The organism is Bifidobacterium sp. B4079 (genome assembly GCF_026537385.1).
GTDB classification, from domain to species: domain Bacteria; phylum Actinomycetota; class Actinomycetes; order Actinomycetales; family Bifidobacteriaceae; genus Bombiscardovia; species Bombiscardovia asteroides_I.
On sequence record NZ_JAFNMH010000002.1, the window covers coordinates 354,122 to 373,598 of the forward strand.

Consider the following 19,477-nt stretch of genomic DNA (forward strand, 5'->3'; position numbering starts at 1 on the left):
GCGAGCGGACGGAAAGGAAGCATTGTGGAAAGATTACGGGAAGCAGTGGCCGTGCATCTGGGGCTGACTAGTACAGAGGCAGCTCAACGACCCATCAGGATCATCCAGTTCGGTGAGGGAAATTTTCTCAGAGCATTCGTTGATTGGATAGTCCAGCAGCTCAACAATAAGGGCTTGTTCGGGGGGAACGCAGCAGTTGTTCAGCCCCTTGAAAAGGGCAGAGTCCAAGTCTTGGAGGACCAGGAGCGGCTTTATACAGTCATTCTGGAAGGTCTCAAGGATGGAAAGCCCGTCCGCAGCCATGAGCTGATTGACTCTATCGGCAAGACAGTCGACCCCTACCAGGACTGGGATGGGTTTCTGGCTCTAGCTGATGATCCTGATACGCAGATCATCATCTCCAATACCACCGAAGCGGGCATTGCCGTCAATGATGGGGATAAGGTCACAGACCGTCCGCCAGCGGGATATCCGGCGAAGTTGGCTCATCTGCTCAAGCGTAGGTTCGACAGGTCCATGCCAGGCTTCCTGATTATGCCTTGCGAGCTTATCGCCGACAACGGTCCGGCCCTGCATCATGCTCTGATAAATGTCGCTGAACGGTTTGGATGGGGTAAGGATTTCATCGACTGGCTTGATCGGGAGAACACCTTCGTATCCACTCTCGTGGATCGCATAGTTCCTGGCTACCCGCGCGAAGATGCCCAGGAGCTTTGGGAGAAGCTGGGTTACGAGGACCAGAACATGGTCAAGGCCGAGCCCTTCCTGCTCTGGGTCGTAGCTGGCGACCAGACCGCCCAGCGCAAGGTCGATGAGCTGCTTCCCGCGCGGAAGGCCGGAATCGACCTGGTGACCTGCGATGCTGTACAGCCCTACCGTGAGCGCAAGGTTTATCTGCTCAACGGTCCTCATACCACTATGGCCCAAGTGGCCCGGTTGGCCGGATTCAAGACTGTAGGACAGGTCATGGGCGATAGGACCATGCGTTCTTTCATTACCCGTGAGATGGAAGAGGAGATCATCCCCGTCCAGACACTGCCCAAGGAGGAGCTGGAGAGCTTCGCTGCTGCGGTTCGCGAGCGGTTCGGCAACCCCTTTGTCCAGCATTCTTTGGATTCCATAGGGTTGAACTCGGTCTCCAAATTCGTCTCACGCCTTCTCCCGCTGGTTACGGCCAACGCGGAGCAGGGGTGTGGGCTTCCGGAACGCATCGTCCTGACGCTGTCCTGCCTGTTGTGGAATTATGGCGGCAAGGCCGGTGATGCTGTGAAGATTCAGGATGATCAGAAGGTTATCGATGCCTTCCACAAGGCTGCTGGTCAGGATGATTTCGTCAACCGGATTCTTTCTGATGCCTCCGTTTGGGGCCATGACCTGACCAGGATCGCAGGGCTAGCGGAGGCTGTCCAGAAGGACTTGGACGATTTGGCCGACCAGGGTGTCCAGCCCCTGATAGACCGATTGGCATGAGCCAACAGTGCGAACGAGGAATCAGTATCGACGGTTGTAGCGGTAAGCGTCCCAGGCTCCAAGCAGATATTGGATGCCCATGGCGCGGTCATAAAGGCCGTAGCCTGGCCGCGGTCTGCCGGCTTCCGTGTTTTCGCTCCATAAATGCCGTCCGTGGTCGGGGCGGATGTAGCCCTGGTAATCGGCCTCGGCGTAGGCCTTCATGATGCCGACGGTGTCCACGTCCCCCTCGTTGGCGCGGTGACCTACCTCGTAGAATGAGCCCTGCTCGTCGGTGAATCGGATGTTGCGCACGTGGCTGAAGTAGATCCTGCCCATGAAGGTCTTGACTGCATCCACTGCGTCGTTGCCTCTTCTGGATGAGAAGGATCCCAGACACAGGCACAGTCCGTTGCAGGGGCTGGGATTCAGATCCAGCACCCGTTGAATCCCCTCCTTGCTGGAGACCACGCGCGGCCAGCCGAACAAGTCGAAGGCAGGGTCGTCGGGGTGGACGGCCAACTTGACCCCGTAGCGCTCGCAGGTGGGGATCACGGCATCCAGGAAGTACTTGTAGTTGGCGTACATCTGCTCGTGGCCCATTCCCTGATAGGCATCCATCAGTTCAGGCAGATGAGCAAGCCGTTGGGGTTCCCAGCCGGGCACAGTCAGGGATCCGGCCCCTTTCAAGGTTTCGTCGATGATGCCCTGTGGGCTGAGCTGGTCCACTTGGTGCTGGTTGTAGTAGAGAGCGGTGGACCCATCTGGGCAGGGGTGGAACATCTCCGTACGCAGCCAGTCGAAGACCGGCATGAAGTTGTAGGTGACGACTTTGACACCGGCCTTGCCCAGGTTGGCTACGGTCTCGATATAGGCGTCAATGGCCTGATCGCGGCTCATCCTGAGGACTGTCGAACCGGTCTTGATGGATTCGTGAACGTTGACCGACTCAACCACGTCGGCGTTGAAGGTTTTGGTTATGCCTGCCGCCCGATCCCTGGCGGACAACTCGGTGATTGCCGCCATGGCATCTTCGATTTCGTCCGGCTGCCAAACCTCGCCGGCCTGTTTATGGTGGAGGGACCAGACAATGGTCTCCACCCCCGGAATCTGACGAATATCATCCAGGCTGACGGTGTCGTTGCCCTCTCCATACCAGCGGAATCCCATGTGCATGATGCTCTCTCCTTACATTCGAATCGGGCGGGCCCGGTTATTTCGTGCCTTGTCCAGTCAGCAGACGGCCGACGTCACCAGGCGCTTGCAGCTTTGTGAAGGGTGTTCGCGACGGAGCCATTGCCCTGGCACATGGCGGCCAGTGAGGTCTCGATTCTGTCGGCCAGTGGTGTGGCGTTCAGATCGGTTCCGAAGATGGAGGCATCGGCCAGGATGGATTTGATGGTCGCCGCCAGAGTCTCCTTCTTGGCTGACCCATTGAGTGGGATGTCGGCCAGAATCCTTTGAAGCTCCTCCAGACGCGGGTCCGGGCTCAGCTTGACCAGCCGTCCGGCGTCGTCGGTTCCATGGCCATCCGAACCGATCAGCAGCCGCAGCCATGCGGCAATGATCAGCGGGATGGCTTCCAGATCGGCTGTGTCAAGATCCTGGGATCGGATGTACCTGCTGATGGTGATTCCGTACCTGACTGGGATTTTCTGTGAGGTGTCGGTGCAGATGCGCGCCGGTGTATCGGGCAGACCAGGATTGGGAATCCTGATCTCGATGACTTGGCGGAGGAACTCCTTTGGGGAGAAGATGCCCGGGTCCTCGACCACAGGCAGTCCTTCCGCATACCCCAGGCGGGTGACCAAGGCCTTGAGGTCTGGGTCAGCGATGGTCCTTGACATGGTCGGATACCCTAGGAGCATCCCGAAGACAGCCAGAGCCGTGTGCAGGGGGTTCAGGCAGGTGGTGACCTTCATCTGGTCGGCGGCGTTGACCGTATCCTTGTCGGCCATGTAGACCCCTGCTTTCTCCAGAGGCGGGCGGCCTGCAGGGAAGTCGTCCTCAACCACCCAATACCAGGTTTCCTCAGTATTGGCGTATGGGGCCATAGTGGTTCCGCCCCTGGTCCGGAAGGGTTCCGCGTCAGCGATGCCCAGAGCCTTGAGGCGGCGACCCACCTCCTTGTCAGGGTTGGGAGTGATTCTGTCAATCATGGTCAGCGGGAAGGTGATCTTGCTCTTGTCTCTGAGGTAGTCGCCGAAGCCTTTTTCTGCCAGGCCCCTCCCTATCCACTCGTCAGCCATCTGCCTGACGGCTTGGCCGAACCGCTTCCCGTTTTGTGAGAAGTTGTCGGTGCTGACCAGGGCCAGGGGGAGGGCACCGGCCTGGAAGCGCTCCAGCAGGAGGGCCGTGATGACTGCGATGGCGCTCTTGGCTTTATCAGGTCCGCCCCCGAATTCCGGAGCGATCCATGGCAGCGGCCGCCCTTGGGAGTCGACCAAGGCATAGCCTTTCTCGGTGATGGTCGTGGTGACCATCTGCAGGCCGGGATTGCGGAAGACCAGCTTCAGATCATGCAGGGGCTTCGGATCTTCACCCAGAGGGTAGGTGCCTGCAACTGAGGCGACCAACGAGGTCTTCATAGATCCGTCCGCTTTCAGGATGGCCTGAAGATAGCGGTCGTCAAAGGGAGTGTAGGCCTGGTCGATGATGGCTGGATCGTAGGATTCGGTCACCAATATGCCTTGGTCGGTGGCGCCTGAATCCAGAAGTTTTTGGGCAATGGGGGCGTGAACTGCTCTGAAGAGATTGCCGGCCCCAAAGTGGACCCAGGCAGGCAAGCGCTTGGTGGCCTGGCGCATGGCCTTGATGTCGTAGGTTGGCAGAGTCACGCCGGCCTTCTGCCAGGCTGCAGCCTCATTATGTATATCGCCGCTAAGGTGAAGCATCAGTGTCTTCCTTTACCAAGAGAACCATATCGCGGAGACCAGGCGTACCCGCTTGCCCATCCTGACTCCGAACCTACCAAGTCGGTGCCCATGTGCTTCCGGAGTTGCCGTTTGTTTCTCATCAGGCTGCTGTCGGCTGCTATGGGACCGGGAAGCCGCATATACTTGGAAGCTAGAAGCTAAAAGCTAGAAGTGCTCGGCGCCGTTGGCGTGTATTTCATGCGATATGGGGCAGACGAGGAAGGCTGATACGAATAGATGAAGACCGGAGCAGGTTCGGGTGGCGATTCCTCTACGGACAACCGCCGTATCACCATATATGATGTGGCTCGCCAGGCCGGAGTGTCCCCTTCAACGGTCTCGCGTACCTTCTCGCGTCCGGATCGGGTCAGTATTTCGACGGCTCGAATGGTTCAACGGGTCGCTGATGCACTGGGATACCACAGCGATATTGTCGATAGCCGGTCAAGTTCGCAGGGCAGGGGACTGGTTGCGGTCATTGTGCCCGACCTGGGCAATCAGTTTTTCACTGGTGTCGTTCGCAGTGTCCAGGACGAGTGCGAGCGCTCACGCTTCGAGACTCTGATTCTTGATACTAGGGAGTCCATCGCCAGGGAGCGCCGGATCGTGGATACTGTCGCTCCTGTGGTCTCGGGAATCATCCTGGTTTCCCCTAGGATGCCCGATGCCATGATCCGCAAGTGCGCCCAGCTGCGCCCCCTGGTCAGCGTCAACCGTGATGTCCGGGGCGTCTCCAGCATCAGCATCGATGTGTCCAAGGGGGCGTGCCAGGCCGTCGATTACCTGTACGCATTGGGCTGCCGGAGCCTGACGTATTTGGATGGTCCGGCTGCCTCATGGTCAGGAGGCATCCGGTGGCGGCATATCTTCAATGAATGCGACGCCAAGGGGATAAGCGTCAAGCGCTCGCTGCCTTGCGCTCCTACCTTTTACGGGGGCTATTCCTTCGCAGAGAAGTATATGGACGACCCCACAGGAGCGGTCATCGCCCACAACGATCTGATGGCGATCGGCCTGATCGTGGCCCTCAGACGGCTCGGCTGCGAGTGCCCTCGTGATATCTCCGTCATCGGGTTCGACAACGACACCATGTCCATGGTGAGCAGTCCGCCTCTGACCACCATTCATATGTCCCTTTCAGCCCTTGGGCAGGGGGCTGCCGATCTACTTATGCAGCGTCTTTCCGGAGCCAACCTGTCTGTAGCCCCGACGGTTCCGGCCCGTCTGATCATCAGGCAGAGCACGGGTGCCAGGCCGAGCAAGCCCTTGGATCGAAACGGGGCAGAGAAGGAATTTCGGTCATGAGCTGTCATAACCGTTCCAGGCGCGTGACGATCAGAGAGGTGGCTGACAAGGCCGGCGTCTCCCCCTCCACGGTATCAAGAGCATTCTCCCGGCCTGACAGGGTCAGTGCGGCTACAACCAAGCGGATATTCGCTGTAGCCGACGCACTGGGGTACTATACGGAGCCGGTCGATACGGTTCCGTCCAGGACGCTGCGGGGCATGATCGCCATCATCGTTCCGGATATCGCCAACCAGTTCTTTTCTGACATCATTCGTTCCGTACAGCACGAGTTCAACCTGGCTGGATTTGCCCTTATCGTCGCTGAATCCGAGGAAAGCGCCACCAGAGAGCGGGAGGCCTTCAACAAGATCGCCGCCTATGTGGACGGGGTAATTCTGACCTCATCGAGAATGCCTGATGCCATGATCCGCAAGTGCGCCCAGACCAGGCCCATCGTCGTGGTTAACCGGACCGTGCGTGGGGTGCCCAGCGTGGCCATCGATATTGGGACTGGTATCCGTCAGGCCGCTGAACTACTGGTTTCCATGGGTTACTCACGAGTGACCTATCTCGATGGACCTTCTTCCTCATGGTCGGTGGGAGTCAGGTGGAATCACACTTACGAAGAGTTCCGCAAGCGTGGGGTGACTGTTCGACGAATTTGGCCGGGTCTTCCCACCTTCGTCGGGGGGTATGCCCTGGCGAAGCAGTATCTGAATGATCCCACAGGCGCCGTCATTGCTCACAACGACCTGATGGCCCTGGGCTTCATGGCGGCTGTGCGTCGTCAGGGGATTCGTTGTCCGGACGACTACGTGATCATCGGATTCGACAATGACACTATGGCGCAGGTCAGTGATCCGCCATTGTCCAGCGTGGGCAACACCCCGCCGAAACTGGGCAAGACAGCAGCCTGCATCCTTTTGGATCGGCTGAATGGCCGAACTGATCTGCCTCAGAGCATCATGATCCCTTCCCGCCTGATCGTCCGGGAGAGCACGGGGAAGGCTGCGTCGGGTTCCTGATCAGGGGAGGTTCCGACAAATCATGGCAACATCATGCTCTGCCTCTTCAGGCGCGCATAGGCTGACCAATAGCATATGCGAGTTCCGATCGCGTGACTGTTTCGCCTGTCCGTTGGTCTGTACAGAAGAATTTTGGGCATTGCGGAAATTCGAATGCTGGACTTGCTGTTTTCGACTAAGGAGTTTGTAGTGGCTTTCCTGGATGACGATTTTCTCCTCGGGACGCAGTTGTCTCGGGACTTGTTCCATGACGTAGCTGAGAATCTTCCTCTGGTGGATTATCATTGCCATTTGCACGCCAAGGAGATCTACGAGGATCCCAACTTCGATAATATTGTCGATGCCTGGCTGACAGATGGCCGCAATTATGGAGATCACTATAAATGGCGGCTGGAGAGGGCCAATGGCATTCCGGAACGGCTGATCACCGGAGACGGGGGCCCTTGGGAGAAATTTATGGCTTACGCCCAGACCATGGAACAGGCTGTAGGCAGTCCGGTCTATCTGTGGACGCACATGGAGCTGCGGAGATACTTCGGCATTTGCGAACCCCTGACCACCAAGACCGCCAAGTCCATCTTTGATCAGACGAATGAGCAGCTGGCCACCCCGGACTTCTCGCGAAGAGCGCTTCTGCGTCGCATGAACGTCAAGATCGTCTGCACCACGGATTCCCCTGAGGATAATCTGGAGTATCACGATCAATTCGCCAAGGAGGGGGAGCCCTTTAGGATGGTTCCCGCCTTCCGCCCCGATGTCGCCCTGAATCCGACCGCTAATGGATATGGCGATTGGATCGGCACAATGGAGTCGGTCTGCGGCAAGCCGATCAATGACTTCAGCGAACTGGTTGACGCTCTGCGCGATCGGGTTGATTACTTCCACCAGCATGGCTCCAGACTCTCCGACCATGCTGTCGATGTGGTCGAGTTCGCTCCGTCGACTGTCGAAAATCTGGATGCCATTTTCAGCAAGGCCAGGGCAGGTCTAGGTCTTGATAGGCAGGAACAGGCCCAATATCGTGCGGCCCTCCTTCTTGAGCTGATGCGAATCTACAAGGATAGGGGCTGGACCATGCAGCTTCACCTCCAGGCCAGACGCAACAACAACTCGACGGCTTTTGGGAAGCTTGGAGCCGACACGGGTTACGATTCCATGGCTGACAATTCGGTTGCTGCCCCTCTCGCCGCCCTCCTTGACCAGGCGCAGAGCTCGAATATCTTGCCCAGAACCATTGTCTATTCCCTCAACCCCAACGACTATATGGCCATAGCCACTGATTTGGGCTGCTTCGGAGGCGATGATCAGGGCCAGCTTCAGTTGGGCAACGCCTGGTGGTTCAACGACACCGTCTCCGGGATGCGTCGGCAGCTCGAAGTTTTGGCTGAAACCTCACTCCTGGGCAATGCGGTGGGAATGACTACGGACTCCCGCAGTTTCCTGTCTTTCCCCAGACACGAGCTCTTCCGCAGGGTGCTCTGCGGGCTCTTGGGCGACTGGGCCGCTCAGGGCATCATCCCTGATGACAAGGAGCATCTTGCTCCTCTGGTGCGTGCGGTCTCCTATGAGAACGCGCTGTCTCTTTTTGCAAGCAGCTGATGCGCAGTCAATCGAAGAGTGGCGCCTTATAGGGCTCCTGCCTGCCTGTGGTCCGCGTGTTTCGGCGGCGGGCAGGTCGATTCCCGGACGACAAGGGTGTTGGGCAGGATGGCTCTGGGGTCGACGGTCTTGCCCGATCTGGCATCCAGGATCATCGTCGCCGCCCTGGCTGCCATTTCCATCAGGGGCTGATGGATGGTGGTCAGCGCGGGTCCCATGAATCCTGCTGTCTGTATGTCGTCAAAGCCGACTACCGAGAGTTCCTCAGGAATGCGGATGCCTAGGCGTTTGGCAGCTTTGTAGACTCCCATGGCCAGAAAGTCGCTCTGGGCGAAGATGGCGGTGGGGCGATCGTCGAGGTTCAGCAACTCCATGGCGAATCGTTCGCCGTCCGCCACGCTGAATCGCCCTTGGCGGATCAGTCTCGGGTCAAATCCCAGGCCAGCCTCGTGCAAGGCGGTTCGGTAGCCGTCTAGGCGGGCTATGGAGCACATGACCCCATCGGGTCCTGTGATGGTGCCAATACGCTGATGGCCCAGTTCGACTAAATGGCGGGTGGCGAAGAGCCCGCCGGACCAGTTGTCGGATTGAACCGACATGGTTCCCAGAATCGGGTTCCCCCACGGGTCAACGAAGACCGCTGGTATGCGGCGTGACGCGAACCGTCTGGCCAGATCGGCCGATGGGTTGGAGAAGATCAGGATGGCACCCAGGGGCCGGCGGGCCAAAACCTCGTCCAGCCACCTCGTGGCCAGAAGACGGGGATCGTTGATTTCGCTCAGAACCAGCCGGATTCCGCGGCTGGAAGTTACTTCGGCAGCCCCGTCCAGAAGATTCAGGGTCCATGGATTGTCCAGATGTTGCAGGGCCAATTCGATCAGGTTGGAAGAGGCTCCGGTCCTGCCTGACCTGAAGTATCCGAGCTGATCGATGGCCTGTTCGACCCGTTCGCGAGTCTTTTCGGCCACATCGCTCTTTCCGTTTATCACCTTGGATACGGTGGCGATGGAGACCCCGGCCCGGCATGCGACGTCGGCTAAGGTTGGATTCTTGCCATTGCTGGACGACGAGCTTGAACTCATGGTTCCCCCTAGCATCTCATGTTTGAATAGGATCAGTATACCGAAATGTTTCGATAATTATGGTCTGAAAATGTGACGTATTCGTAAAATCGGTGACATCGGTTTTGGGATATACAGGCAAAAGACATGAAAGTATCGCGGCAATCGCGTATAAAATAGTAATAGTTAGACGATTTGACTGTGATTGACATCACAACTACTATCGAAAACAGCGATAATAATAATCGCAAAATCAATGAAGATTATCGAAAGGCAACTGGTATGAGCTGGAGAACAAAGGGAAGACAGGCCCTGAGCGTATGTGCCGGGCTGGCTATGATCATCGGGTTGACGGCCTGCGGAGGCAGCGGCGATTCATCCTCGCCGAAGGCCGGCAAGGACAGCGACGGCATGACGATGAGCGACGTGAACCAGGCGCTCAAGTCCGACAAGAAGGTGACGCTGAACTTCTGGACCTGGCGTTATGACATCGAGCAGGCCAACATCGATGCCTTCCAGGCCAAGTACCCCAACATCAAGGTCAATGTGACTCAAACGGGTGCTTCATCCGATCACTACACGAAGTTTCAGAACATATTGAAGTCAGGCAAGGATGTTCCTGACATCGTCCAGCTGGAGTACGACTACCTGCCCCAGTTCGCAGTGACGAATTCGCTCCTGAACTTCGCGGACAAGAGCATTGAGTCCGACATGGGCAAACTATATAATGACGCAGCCTGGAAAAATGTCCATGTAGCTGACGGACTGTATGGCACCCCGTTGGATCAGGGACCCGAGGTCATGTTTGTCCGTCACGACGTTTTGGATCAGTTCGGTCTGAAGGTGCCCACCACCTGGAAGGAATTCGAGGAAGAGGGCATCGCCCTGCACAAGGCTGACCCCAACAGGTACATGAGCTTCGTCGACACCACTGATGTTCGCTACATGGCTTCCATTGTCCGTCAGTCCGGCGCCAAACCCTGGACCGTCAAGGGTGTTCAGGATGTGACTCTTGACATGACCAATGCCAAGGTCAAGGAGGCCGCCGATTTCATTCAAAAGCTGATTGATGAGGATGTGCTTGAGCCGGTAGCCAATAAGAGCGATCAGTACAACCGCGGATTCGCCCAGGGCCGTTGGGGCATCCAGTTTGATGGTTGCTGGAAGGGCACCTCTTTCGTCCAGCAGCAGCCCTCCCTCAAGGGGAAGTTTGAAGTGGCCCTCCCGCCGGCCTGGGGCGATGGATCCGCTGGTCTCAAGACCAGCGAGATAGGCGGATCGCTGCTCTCCGTAACTTCAAAGTGCGCCAAGGAGAAACAGGCCGCAGCCGTCGCCTTCATCAACTGGATGGGTTCGGATAAGCAGTCCATCGACCTTTTCCAGAAGACGGGAAGCTTCTTCAACGCGGCCAAATCCTTCCAAACGGACAAGGACGCTGCCAATGCGCCCAACGACTACTTTGGCGGTCAAAAGGTCAATTCGGTCTATTTCAAGTCGGCTGATGCTCTCAATGCCAACTGGTCGGTTCTTCCCTTCAACTCACAGTACGCCACGGACTTCAAGGATATCGTCGTGCCTCAAATGAAGAAAGGCGGAGACCTGTTTGGCTCCTTCTCCAAGTGGCAGTCTTCCTTGAAGACCTATGCCGATGGGCAGGGCTTCAAGATCACCGTCAAGTAGCAGCGGATATCGCCCCGCAGGCCGGCATGGCCTCGGGGCTTCCACTTTAGATTTTCAAGAAAGGAAAGCGCCATGAGCGCAGTGAGTGTATCCGCCGGGCCCGGATCCCGGGCGGAATCGCGCAAGGAGCGGCTCCAGCACATTGGAATGTTGTGGTGCCTGCCCTACGTGATCGTCTTTCTCGGCGGGACGATAATCCCGATGGTCTATGCGTTTTATCTGGGCCTGTTCAAGCAGCAGATGATAGGCGGCGAGCAGTTCACAGGCTTCGCCAATTACATCAGGGCCCTGAAGGACCCCCTGCTTTGGGACGGTTTCAAGCGGGTTGCCGTATTTGCGATCATTGAAGTGCCGCTCATGACCTTCCTCGCCCTCCTGGCGGCCTTGATGCTGGATTCCCAGAGGATCCGGCATGTGGCCATCCCGCGCATCCTGCTCTTCCTGCCCTATGCTGTTCCCAATGTCATCGCCGCTCTGATGTGGAGCTACATCTATGGCACCGACTATGGCCTGATTGGGCAGTTCTTCAGACTCTTCAACGCGCATGCACCCAACATGATGTCCAAGGAACTGATGATCTTCGCCATGATCAACATCAGCATCTGGGTATCCATGGGGTACAACACCCTGATTTACTATTCGTCCTTAAAGGCCCTGCCCGAGGAGCTCTATGAATCGGCCAGGGTGGATGGAGCATCCGAGTTCAGAATCGCTTGGTCAGTCAAGATTCCGCAGATTCGTTCCTCGGTGGTCATGACCCTGCTCTTCAACATCATCTATGCGCTGCAGCTGTTCAACACCCCCAGCATGATGCAGACCATTGCGCCTGAGGTCGTGACCAGCTACTACACGCCAAACCTGTACACCTATTCCTTGGCTTTCAGTGGCAATGATCTGAATTACGCGGCTGCCGTCTCTCTGGTTGTCGGCCTCTTCACCATGATCATCATCACTGTTGTCAAGACCCTGGGCAACCGCTGGGAGGGGAGGTAAACCATGTCCAGTGCGCAAACCGAATCCCAACCCATACAGGCCCCAAAGCGTCCTGCATCACTGAGCAGGCGCGATGCTCAATTAGCGCGGAAAGATCATGCCATAAGGCTGCGAAAGGCCTCTGGCGGCAGTGGCGTCCCGGTCCGTCTGACCCCAGCGCAGAAGGTCATGGATATCCTCCTGCACCTGATCATGCTGATCATGGTCATTTACTGTCTGATTCCCCTGATCTGGCTGGTCTTCTCTTCGACTAAGACCAATGAGGGACTCTACAGTTCCCCCGGGCTTTGGTTCTCTGACCAAAACGCTTTCTTCCAGAACATCCATGACGTGTTCGTTTTTCAGAATGGAACTTACGGCCGTTGGCTGATCAACACCCTGGTCTATGCAATCGTAGCCGGCTTGGGAGCCACGCTCTTCGCCACTTTCGCCGGGTATGCCATTGCCACAATGAAGTTCCACGGACGTAAAGCGCTGCTTTGGGTCACGCTGATCTTCATGTCGATACCTTCCACGGTCATCACGGTTCCCCTCTTCCTCCTGTACTCGAAGATAGGCATGACCAATACACCATGGGCCGTCATCATTCCTCAGCTGTCCAACCCCTTTGGTCTGTACTTGATGATCATCTATGCCCAGACTTCCATCCCTATATCACTGGTGGAGGCTGCAAGGATCGATGGCGCCAACACCTGGACCATATTCTGGAAGATCGCCATGCCTCTGCTTGCTCCAGGTTTCGTCACCACGCTCCTCTTCGCCTTGGTCAGTGTCTGGAACAACTACTTCCTGCCTTTGATCATGCTCTCCGACGTCAAAGACTACCCGCTTACTGTGGGCCTGAACGTCTGGATGAAGATGGGAGGCGACGCTACCTACCATGTGGTGCCCAACAATATGATTCTGACCGGGTCGCTGATAGCCATCGTGCCGTTGATTATCGCCTTCCTCTTCCTGCAGCGGTACTGGCAATCCGGTCTTTCGGCCGGCGCGGTCAAGCAGTGAGGAACGTTATGAGCAGTCTGACCAATCCCATCATCCCGGGATTCCATCCCGACCCGTCCGCCCTTCAAGTGGGGGAGGACTATTACATAGCCAACTCCACTTTCGAATGGTGGCCAGGGGTCGACATCTATCACTCGACAGATCTGGTGAACTGGGAGTGGGTGTGCTCGCCCCTGACCCGGACCAGCCAGGCCGACCTGATGGGGGATCCGAATGCCGGAGCTATCTGGGCGCCTCACCTCTCCTATGCCAAGGGGTTGTACTGGCTCGTCTTCACCGATGTGAAGACCGCGACCATATACAAGGACACGCTGAACTACATCGTCACTGCCCCTTCCATTACCGGACCTTGGTCCGATCCTGTTTTTGTAACGGCTTCCGGCTTCGACCCCTCCCTCTTCCATGATGAGGATGGGCGTTCATGGTTCGTCAATATGCTCTATGACTGGCGAATGGACCATGAGCGTTTCGCTGGCGTGGTCATCCAGGAGTTTGATGCCGGCGCCAAGCGTCTGGTCGGACCTCGCCGCCACATCTTTCGAGGCACGAGCCTGGGGGTCTGTGAGGGACCGCAGATCTATCGCCGTCACGGCTACTACTATCTGGTATGCGCAGCTGGTGGGACCGAGTGGAATCATGCAGCCACGGTGGTGCGTTCACGCAAGCTGACAGGACCTTGGGAGGAATCCCCCCATACGCCTTTGATCACTTCCAAGGACGATCCGGACGGGCCCATCCAGAAAGCAGGGCACTGCAGCCTTTTGGAATACAAAGGCCAATGGTACATAGCCTATCTCTGCTCACGTCCTCTGGGCCATAGGGGGGATTGCGTTCTGGGCAGGGAGACCAGCCTGGATCCCATCGTCTGGGATCAGGACGACTGGCCGCTCCTGGCCAATGGCGGCCATAATCCGTCTCTTCATGTGGAGGTCAGGGAAAGTACGGCCAAACAGGTTGTGGATCGTTCCGAATCCGTCCGATTTACGCCGACCAGCGACCTGCCTGCCTCCTTCAAGACTCTTCGTGGTCCCTTGCGTCCTGAGGTTGATTACTCCCTGAAGGAGCGTCCGGGATGGCTGCGGCTCCATGGCGGCCAGAGCCTGTCCAGCCTGCACAGGCAAACCCTGCTGGCCCGTCGCTGGCAGGCCTTCAACTTTGATGCCTTTACCTGGATGGAGTTCGAACCCGCCAACTTCCAGCAGACCGCCGGCCTGGTCCTCTTCTACGATACTGCCAACTGGATGTACGCTTACGTCACAGCACAGGAGGAAGAGCGCGACTGCCCGGTGGCCCGCATCCTCATCAACGAAGGGGATCGCTTCAGTTTCGGGAGCGACTTGCTGCCTCTTCAGGCTGGCATGGGCGTGGGCCTTGCAGTGAAGGTTCGGGGATCGAGGGCCCGCTTCTATTTCAGCCAGGACCAGGACAGCCTCCGAGGTGAACGCGACAATCTCCGGCCTTTGGGGGGCACTCTGCCAGCCAATCATCTCAGCGATGACCACGTAGGAGCGCTCCGGGGGAAGACCGTCTTCTCCGGAGCCATGGTCGGCATCTGTGCTCAGGATATGGATGCCCACCGTTCATATGCAGACTTCAATGGTTTCGACTATCAGGAGGTGGCAAAAGATCAACAAGATCACCAGCGATAAATAGGCCCACCGGGCATGCGATGGAGAGGTGCCGCAAGGCCATTCGGCTTAGGCGGCACGCTGGATCGGCGGGAAGCGCACGGTTCGCAAGGCTTGCGGTTCCCTGTGCCCGCCATGCGTTGAACATTGCCCGGGGGCCAACAACGGTTTTCAAGGAGGAAAACTGATGATTCGAAAGCGAATTGCAGCCGTTTGGGCCGGCATAGCCGCAGTGGCTATGTTGGTGGGCGTGGAATCCACGGGGATTGCCGGAGCCCAGAACGCCTGGGCGGGTGAGACCGATCCGATCGCAGTTGAGACGCCATCGGCCCTGGCTCAGGCGCCGGCATCGCTGACCGACCAGTCGGTGGTGCTCACCTGGAGCAAGCCTGCCGGGTACGACAAGATCACCGGGTACCGGATTTACCGTGACGGCAAGGAGGTGGGGATCACCTCCATGACTTATTTCAAGGTCCTGGGTTTGCAGCCAGAGCATGGCTACGACTTCACGGTTCGAGCGGTTGGCGCTGACGGTACGCTGTCGTACCAGTCAGCCAAGCTTCACCTGACCACGATGGCTACTCCAAAGCGCTATAACGTGCGTGATTTCGGCGCCTTGGGCGACGGCAGCACGAAGGATACGGCAGCCATCCAAAAGGCCATTGATGCCTGCAAAGAGAAGAACTGCCAGGTGTATCTGCCTGCCGGCACCTACCTTTCCGGGGCGCTGAACCTGCACAGCGACATGAGCTTCTTTGTTGATGCTGGCGCCCAGCTCAAGCCCAGTGCGGAACTGGCTGACTATCCGTTTACCTCCGCACGGCACGACATCGAGGACGTGATGGGTCGCAACCCCGCCTATTCCAGTCTTCTCAACGCCGGTGAGATGGACAGCAAGGCGGGAGTGACCACCAGGAACATCAAAATCATGGGTCCGGGGACTATCGGCGATGAGGCCAATGGCATGCTCCTGCGCAAGGCCTACGATGACTTCACCCACAACGGCAATGGCGGGAATCTGGATATACCTTCAAATATCTACCAGCCTGGCCAGCATGTGGGCGGCGGCAGCCTGATCAGCATGAAGAACGTGGGTGGCATCTACCTGGATGGCATTCATATCCGCAACGGGATGATGTGGACCGTGGTTCCCATCTACAGCCAGGACATTACGGCGTATGGCCTCCAATTGGTCACCTCGGTCCATAATGGCGACGGTTTCGATCCCAACTCCTCATCGAACGTCTGGATCCTTGGCGCATCCTTCTCTACCGGCGATGATTGCAGTGCCATCAAGTCCGGGAAGGATGCCGAAGGCATTGCCATAGCTCGCCCATCTGAAAACATCTATTTCCGCGGTGACGTTTTCAACTCCGGCCATGGCGGTGTGACCATCGGCAGCGAGATGTCAGGAGGAGTCCGCAACGTCTTCGTGGAGGATTCTACCATCGTCCCGGTCGACCTTACTTCGGGTGCGGTCAACCCCGGTATCAGAGTAAAGGTCAGCCCCAAGCGAGGCGGATACGTGCGCAATATCCAGGTGCGCGACAGTGTGATCAACAAGATCAGCGTCATCACCAACTATGACCGGACTTCGGTCGATGATCTGGATTCACGGACCCCCCTGCCGCAGACCGAGAATTTCAAGTTCTCCCATATCACGGCGCCCAACTGGGACAAGCCTGCCGGCAAGGACAACGTCATCGATATCAGCGGCTCCAACTTCGGGCACGGACTGGTCAAGTACCTCAAGGACATCCGTTTCGACGATTGCCGATTCCATGGCGCCTTCCTGGACACAACCCAGAATGTGTCCTTTGCCGATTCCAGCCTGACCGATGGCCTCTCGGCTTCCCGCTCCGTCAATGTTACCCGCGACGGCAAGGTCTACAAGGATGACGGGTTCCCGATCCATGACGATTTCGAGGCCGAGGGCGCATCCTTGCCCAAGGGTTGGAAGACCAAGGATTCCCAGACCGGCGGCGGTGCGGTTGTACGCCACGAGGACGGGAGGGGATACCTCCTCCTGGACGACAAGGGCCCTGGCTATGAGACCATTGAGCGTGTCTTCAGCCAGCAGCAGGGGCGGGTCAAATCCTCCCTCTCGTTTATGTTTCCCGATGATCCTGCCAAGGCTTCCAATGCCGTTCTCGCCTACAAGGACAGCAATGGCAAGGCTGCGGCTTCTTTCGTCCTCCGGCGGTCCAAGTTGGTTCTGACTGGAAAATCAGGCGATCGGACCCTCGTCAATGAGTTGGAGGCTGGCACCTGGTACACCCTTGACATTCACATGGACACCGATGCCAAGAAGATCGATGCCTCTGTCGCCGGACAAGGTTCGGTCACTCAGGCGCCGTTGAGCGACACCAAGGCCGCCGGGGTGGCTGCGCTCGAAGTGCACATGGCCAATTCCAACACCCAGGAGGCCTGCATGGCCTTGGATGATCTGGTCGTCGAGTCCGATGCCGCCGCAGGTGCCGGTCTCCAAGGCATAGAGCTGACAGCTCCGGCTGGCGTTATCAATCGCAGAGGCGGATCCCTCCAGGTCGCTGCACGACTGATCGGCCCCGACCGTTCGGATGCTGTGACCTGGCAGGTCCTTCGTCCTGATTTGGGACAGACCAGTGCTGCTGTGATTGATCAGAACGGTCTCCTCCAGGCCGAGTCCAACGGCACTGTGCTCGTTACGGCTACAGCCACGGATGGCTCGGGCATTCAAGGCATACTGCCGGTGCTGATCACCAATCAGCAGGTGCAAACCGGATATGTCCCGATTGAAGTGATGACTACGGTGGGCGTGGCTCCGGTCATGCCGACGACCATCTATCGCACATTGGACGACGGAAGCGCCATACCTGCCAAGGCTACATGGGGGGCTATCAGCGCTGACTCCTATAGCCGCGAGGGCGACTTCCAGGTTGCCGGAAGTTCCGGGGGCGACAGGGTCACGGCCTCTGTTCGCGTTTCCAAGGTGGCGATAGCTTCGATCGACGACAGCATCGTCAAAACCACCCCTGGCAGACTGGTCATGCCCATCGCGGTCAAGGCCGTCCTCAATGACGGAAGCAGAAGGATACTGCCGGTTGACTGGGATACGGTCGAGCCTTCTCGCTATGCCAGCCAGAATATTGATGGCTTCGATGTGCGGGGGACTGTTTCCGGCACTGGCGTCAAAGCCGTGGCCAGGGTCCTGGTCCTTCCGGCCAACAAGGAGGGGGTCACCCCCACCGTGGTTTCGGCTGATGGGCGTGGTGACTTCCGATCCGTTGGGGAGGCCCTAGCTTCGATTCCGGAGAGGAACGCCCAGCGAAGGGTGATTTTCATCAAGCATGGGATCTATCGGGAGAAGCTGCTTATCGACCGTCCCTATGTGACCATCCAGGGTCAGGATCCAGATGGTACCGTCCTGACTTACGATGACAAGCCCAATGATCGGGGCCCTGACGGCAATCCCCTGGGTACTTATGGCGACTATGCCGTCAAAATTACCGGCGGGGATTTCGTGGCCAGGGACATTGCCATACAGACGCTGGCTGGTTCTACTGTCGGCCAGGCAGTTGCCCTGGATGTGAACGCGGATCATGCCTCCTTCGACAATTGCCGGATCCTGGGTTACCAGGACACCCTGTACTTGCAGAACCGTACGGATGAGACCGCCAGCAGCAATCCTCCGGATCAGCCAACTGTGCAGACCAACAGAATGTATTTCAGGAATTCGACTATTGCGGGGTCGGTGGACTTCGTTTTCGGATCAGCCATCGCGGTTTTCGATCATTGCGATTTGCATTCCGTTCTGAATGGCTATGTGACTGCTGCCAGCACGCCGAAGGAACAGAAATACGGCTTCGTCTTCCTGCATAGCAAGCTGACTGCCGAGAACCCCTACAGCGGTTCCCTCAAAACCTACCTGGGCCGTCCTTGGAGACCGTATGCAAGCGTGGCTTTCATCGATACCAGTATGGCGCGGCACATCCTGTCTGAAGGATGGAATGATTGGGGGAAGACATCCAACCAGTCAACTGCGAGATTCTCCGAATATGGATCCACCTATGAGAACGACGTCAAACCCAGTCGCGTCCCGTGGGCGAAAACCCTATCGGAGCAAGAGGTCTCCGACTATACGATTCAACGGGTCCTCGCGCGCTCTGCAGGCATCAATGCAGTCGATGACTGGGACCCCACGAAGATGGTCTCGCCCACCCCATCGCCGGCCACGCCGATCACTGTGGCTGCTCAGGGTTCCACTGACCAAGGCGTTACGCTGAACGCGACTCTGGCGCCTTATGCCCAGAGCGAGGATGAGGCCAATCTCTCCTTCAAGGTCAAGGATCAGCCTCAGCACGGGCTGCTTACCATGCGTGAGGACGGCGCCTTCTCCTATACCCCTCAGCCAGGATTCAGCGGGAGCGATCGGTTCACCTTCCAGGCCTTCAACGGGGCTGTTGCTTCCAATGTATCCACCTATGCGATCACGGTCAGGCCTGGTTCAGATTCCGGTTCTGCCGGGACGGACGACGCCAACGGAGCCAACGGGACGGGGGCGGCCGATTCCGGCTCGGCTCACCCGGGCGCAATCAGTGCCGGCGCAGCTGCAGGGGGCGAGCCCGTGCCCGGCCAGCCGCTCGGGAAGGCGGATGGCGGAAGGTTGGGCAGGCTCCCCGCAGAGTCGAGGGATGCCGGGTCCTCCCTCGCCAATACCGGTTCTGGTGTGGTCCAGCTGGTTCTGGCTTCGGCTGCGGGAATCCTCATGGGTCTTGTCGCCCTCATCGGGATTGCTTGGCATCCCCGGTCGGGCCGCTAGTCCGTTATGGCCGCGGGCCCCTCCTCGAAGATTT

The 19,477-nt window shown here is 57.8% G+C and carries 12 protein-coding genes; 9 read left to right on the forward strand and 3 right to left on the reverse strand.

All coding sequences use genetic code 11. The features are described 5' to 3' along the window. The first annotated feature begins 24 nt into the window (after nucleotides 1-24). Nucleotides 25-1,470 (forward strand): tagaturonate reductase, encoded by a 1,446-nt coding sequence (locus tag J3T95_RS06195; RefSeq protein ID WP_267450818.1) that lies wholly within the window; start codon nucleotides 25-27, stop codon nucleotides 1,468-1,470. A 21-nt stretch (nucleotides 1,471-1,491) separates the two neighbouring features. Here the strand turns inward: J3T95_RS06195 and J3T95_RS06200 are convergent, their stop codons facing one another. Next, the gene (locus J3T95_RS06200) at nucleotides 1,492-2,625 is read right to left on the reverse strand and encodes a mannonate dehydratase (protein ID WP_267450819.1); all 1,134 of its coding nucleotides are present in this window, start codon (nucleotides 2,623-2,625) and stop codon (nucleotides 1,492-1,494) included. A 74-nt stretch (nucleotides 2,626-2,699) separates the two neighbouring features. Continuing rightward, on the reverse strand, nucleotides 2,700-4,343 hold the full coding sequence (locus J3T95_RS06205) for a mannitol dehydrogenase family protein (RefSeq protein WP_267450820.1): 1,644 nt from the start codon (nucleotides 4,341-4,343) through the stop codon (nucleotides 2,700-2,702). Between the two features lie 258 nt (nucleotides 4,344-4,601). Here J3T95_RS06205 and J3T95_RS06210 point away from each other — a divergent pair, with 258 nt between their 5' ends. From J3T95_RS06210 to uxaC, 3 genes are all read left to right on the forward strand, one after another. Further along, on the forward strand, nucleotides 4,602-5,669 hold the full coding sequence (locus J3T95_RS06210; protein WP_267450821.1) for a LacI family DNA-binding transcriptional regulator: 1,068 nt from the start codon (nucleotides 4,602-4,604) through the stop codon (nucleotides 5,667-5,669). Then, the gene (locus tag J3T95_RS06215) at nucleotides 5,666-6,676 is read left to right on the forward strand and encodes a LacI family DNA-binding transcriptional regulator (RefSeq protein ID WP_220236279.1); all 1,011 of its coding nucleotides are present in this window, start codon (nucleotides 5,666-5,668) and stop codon (nucleotides 6,674-6,676) included. Before J3T95_RS06210 ends, J3T95_RS06215 begins: the two co-directional genes overlap by 4 nt. 189 nt (nucleotides 6,677-6,865) lie before the next feature. Next, nucleotides 6,866-8,275 (forward strand): glucuronate isomerase, encoded by a 1,410-nt coding sequence (gene uxaC / locus J3T95_RS06220; RefSeq protein WP_267450822.1) that lies wholly within the window; start codon nucleotides 6,866-6,868, stop codon nucleotides 8,273-8,275. Nucleotides 8,276-8,301: 26 nt separating this feature from the next. Here the strand turns inward: uxaC and J3T95_RS06225 are convergent, their stop codons facing one another. Then, the gene (locus J3T95_RS06225) at nucleotides 8,302-9,357 is read right to left on the reverse strand and encodes a LacI family DNA-binding transcriptional regulator (RefSeq protein ID WP_220236277.1); all 1,056 of its coding nucleotides are present in this window, start codon (nucleotides 9,355-9,357) and stop codon (nucleotides 8,302-8,304) included. A 261-nt stretch (nucleotides 9,358-9,618) separates the two neighbouring features. Between J3T95_RS06225 and J3T95_RS06230 the strand changes: the two genes are divergently transcribed. From J3T95_RS06230 to J3T95_RS06250, 5 genes are all read left to right on the forward strand, one after another. Then, on the forward strand, nucleotides 9,619-11,016 hold the full coding sequence (locus J3T95_RS06230; RefSeq protein ID WP_267450823.1) for an ABC transporter substrate-binding protein: 1,398 nt from the start codon (nucleotides 9,619-9,621) through the stop codon (nucleotides 11,014-11,016). Between the two features lie 72 nt (nucleotides 11,017-11,088). Continuing rightward, nucleotides 11,089-12,009 carry a carbohydrate ABC transporter permease gene (locus J3T95_RS06235; RefSeq protein ID WP_267450824.1) on the forward strand — a complete coding sequence of 307 codons (921 nt, stop codon included), beginning with the start codon at nucleotides 11,089-11,091 and terminating at the stop codon, nucleotides 12,007-12,009. Between the two features lie 3 nt (nucleotides 12,010-12,012). Continuing rightward, nucleotides 12,013-13,014, forward strand: coding sequence for a carbohydrate ABC transporter permease (locus J3T95_RS06240; protein ID WP_220236275.1), 1,002 nt, complete (start codon nucleotides 12,013-12,015; stop codon nucleotides 13,012-13,014). Nucleotides 13,015-13,022: 8 nt separating this feature from the next. Further along, on the forward strand, nucleotides 13,023-14,663 hold the full coding sequence (locus J3T95_RS06245) for a glycoside hydrolase family 43 protein (RefSeq protein WP_267450825.1): 1,641 nt from the start codon (nucleotides 13,023-13,025) through the stop codon (nucleotides 14,661-14,663). Between the two features lie 166 nt (nucleotides 14,664-14,829). Then, nucleotides 14,830-19,443 (forward strand): pectinesterase family protein, encoded by a 4,614-nt coding sequence (locus J3T95_RS06250; protein WP_267450826.1) that lies wholly within the window; start codon nucleotides 14,830-14,832, stop codon nucleotides 19,441-19,443. Nucleotides 19,444-19,477: the final 34 nt, after the last annotated feature.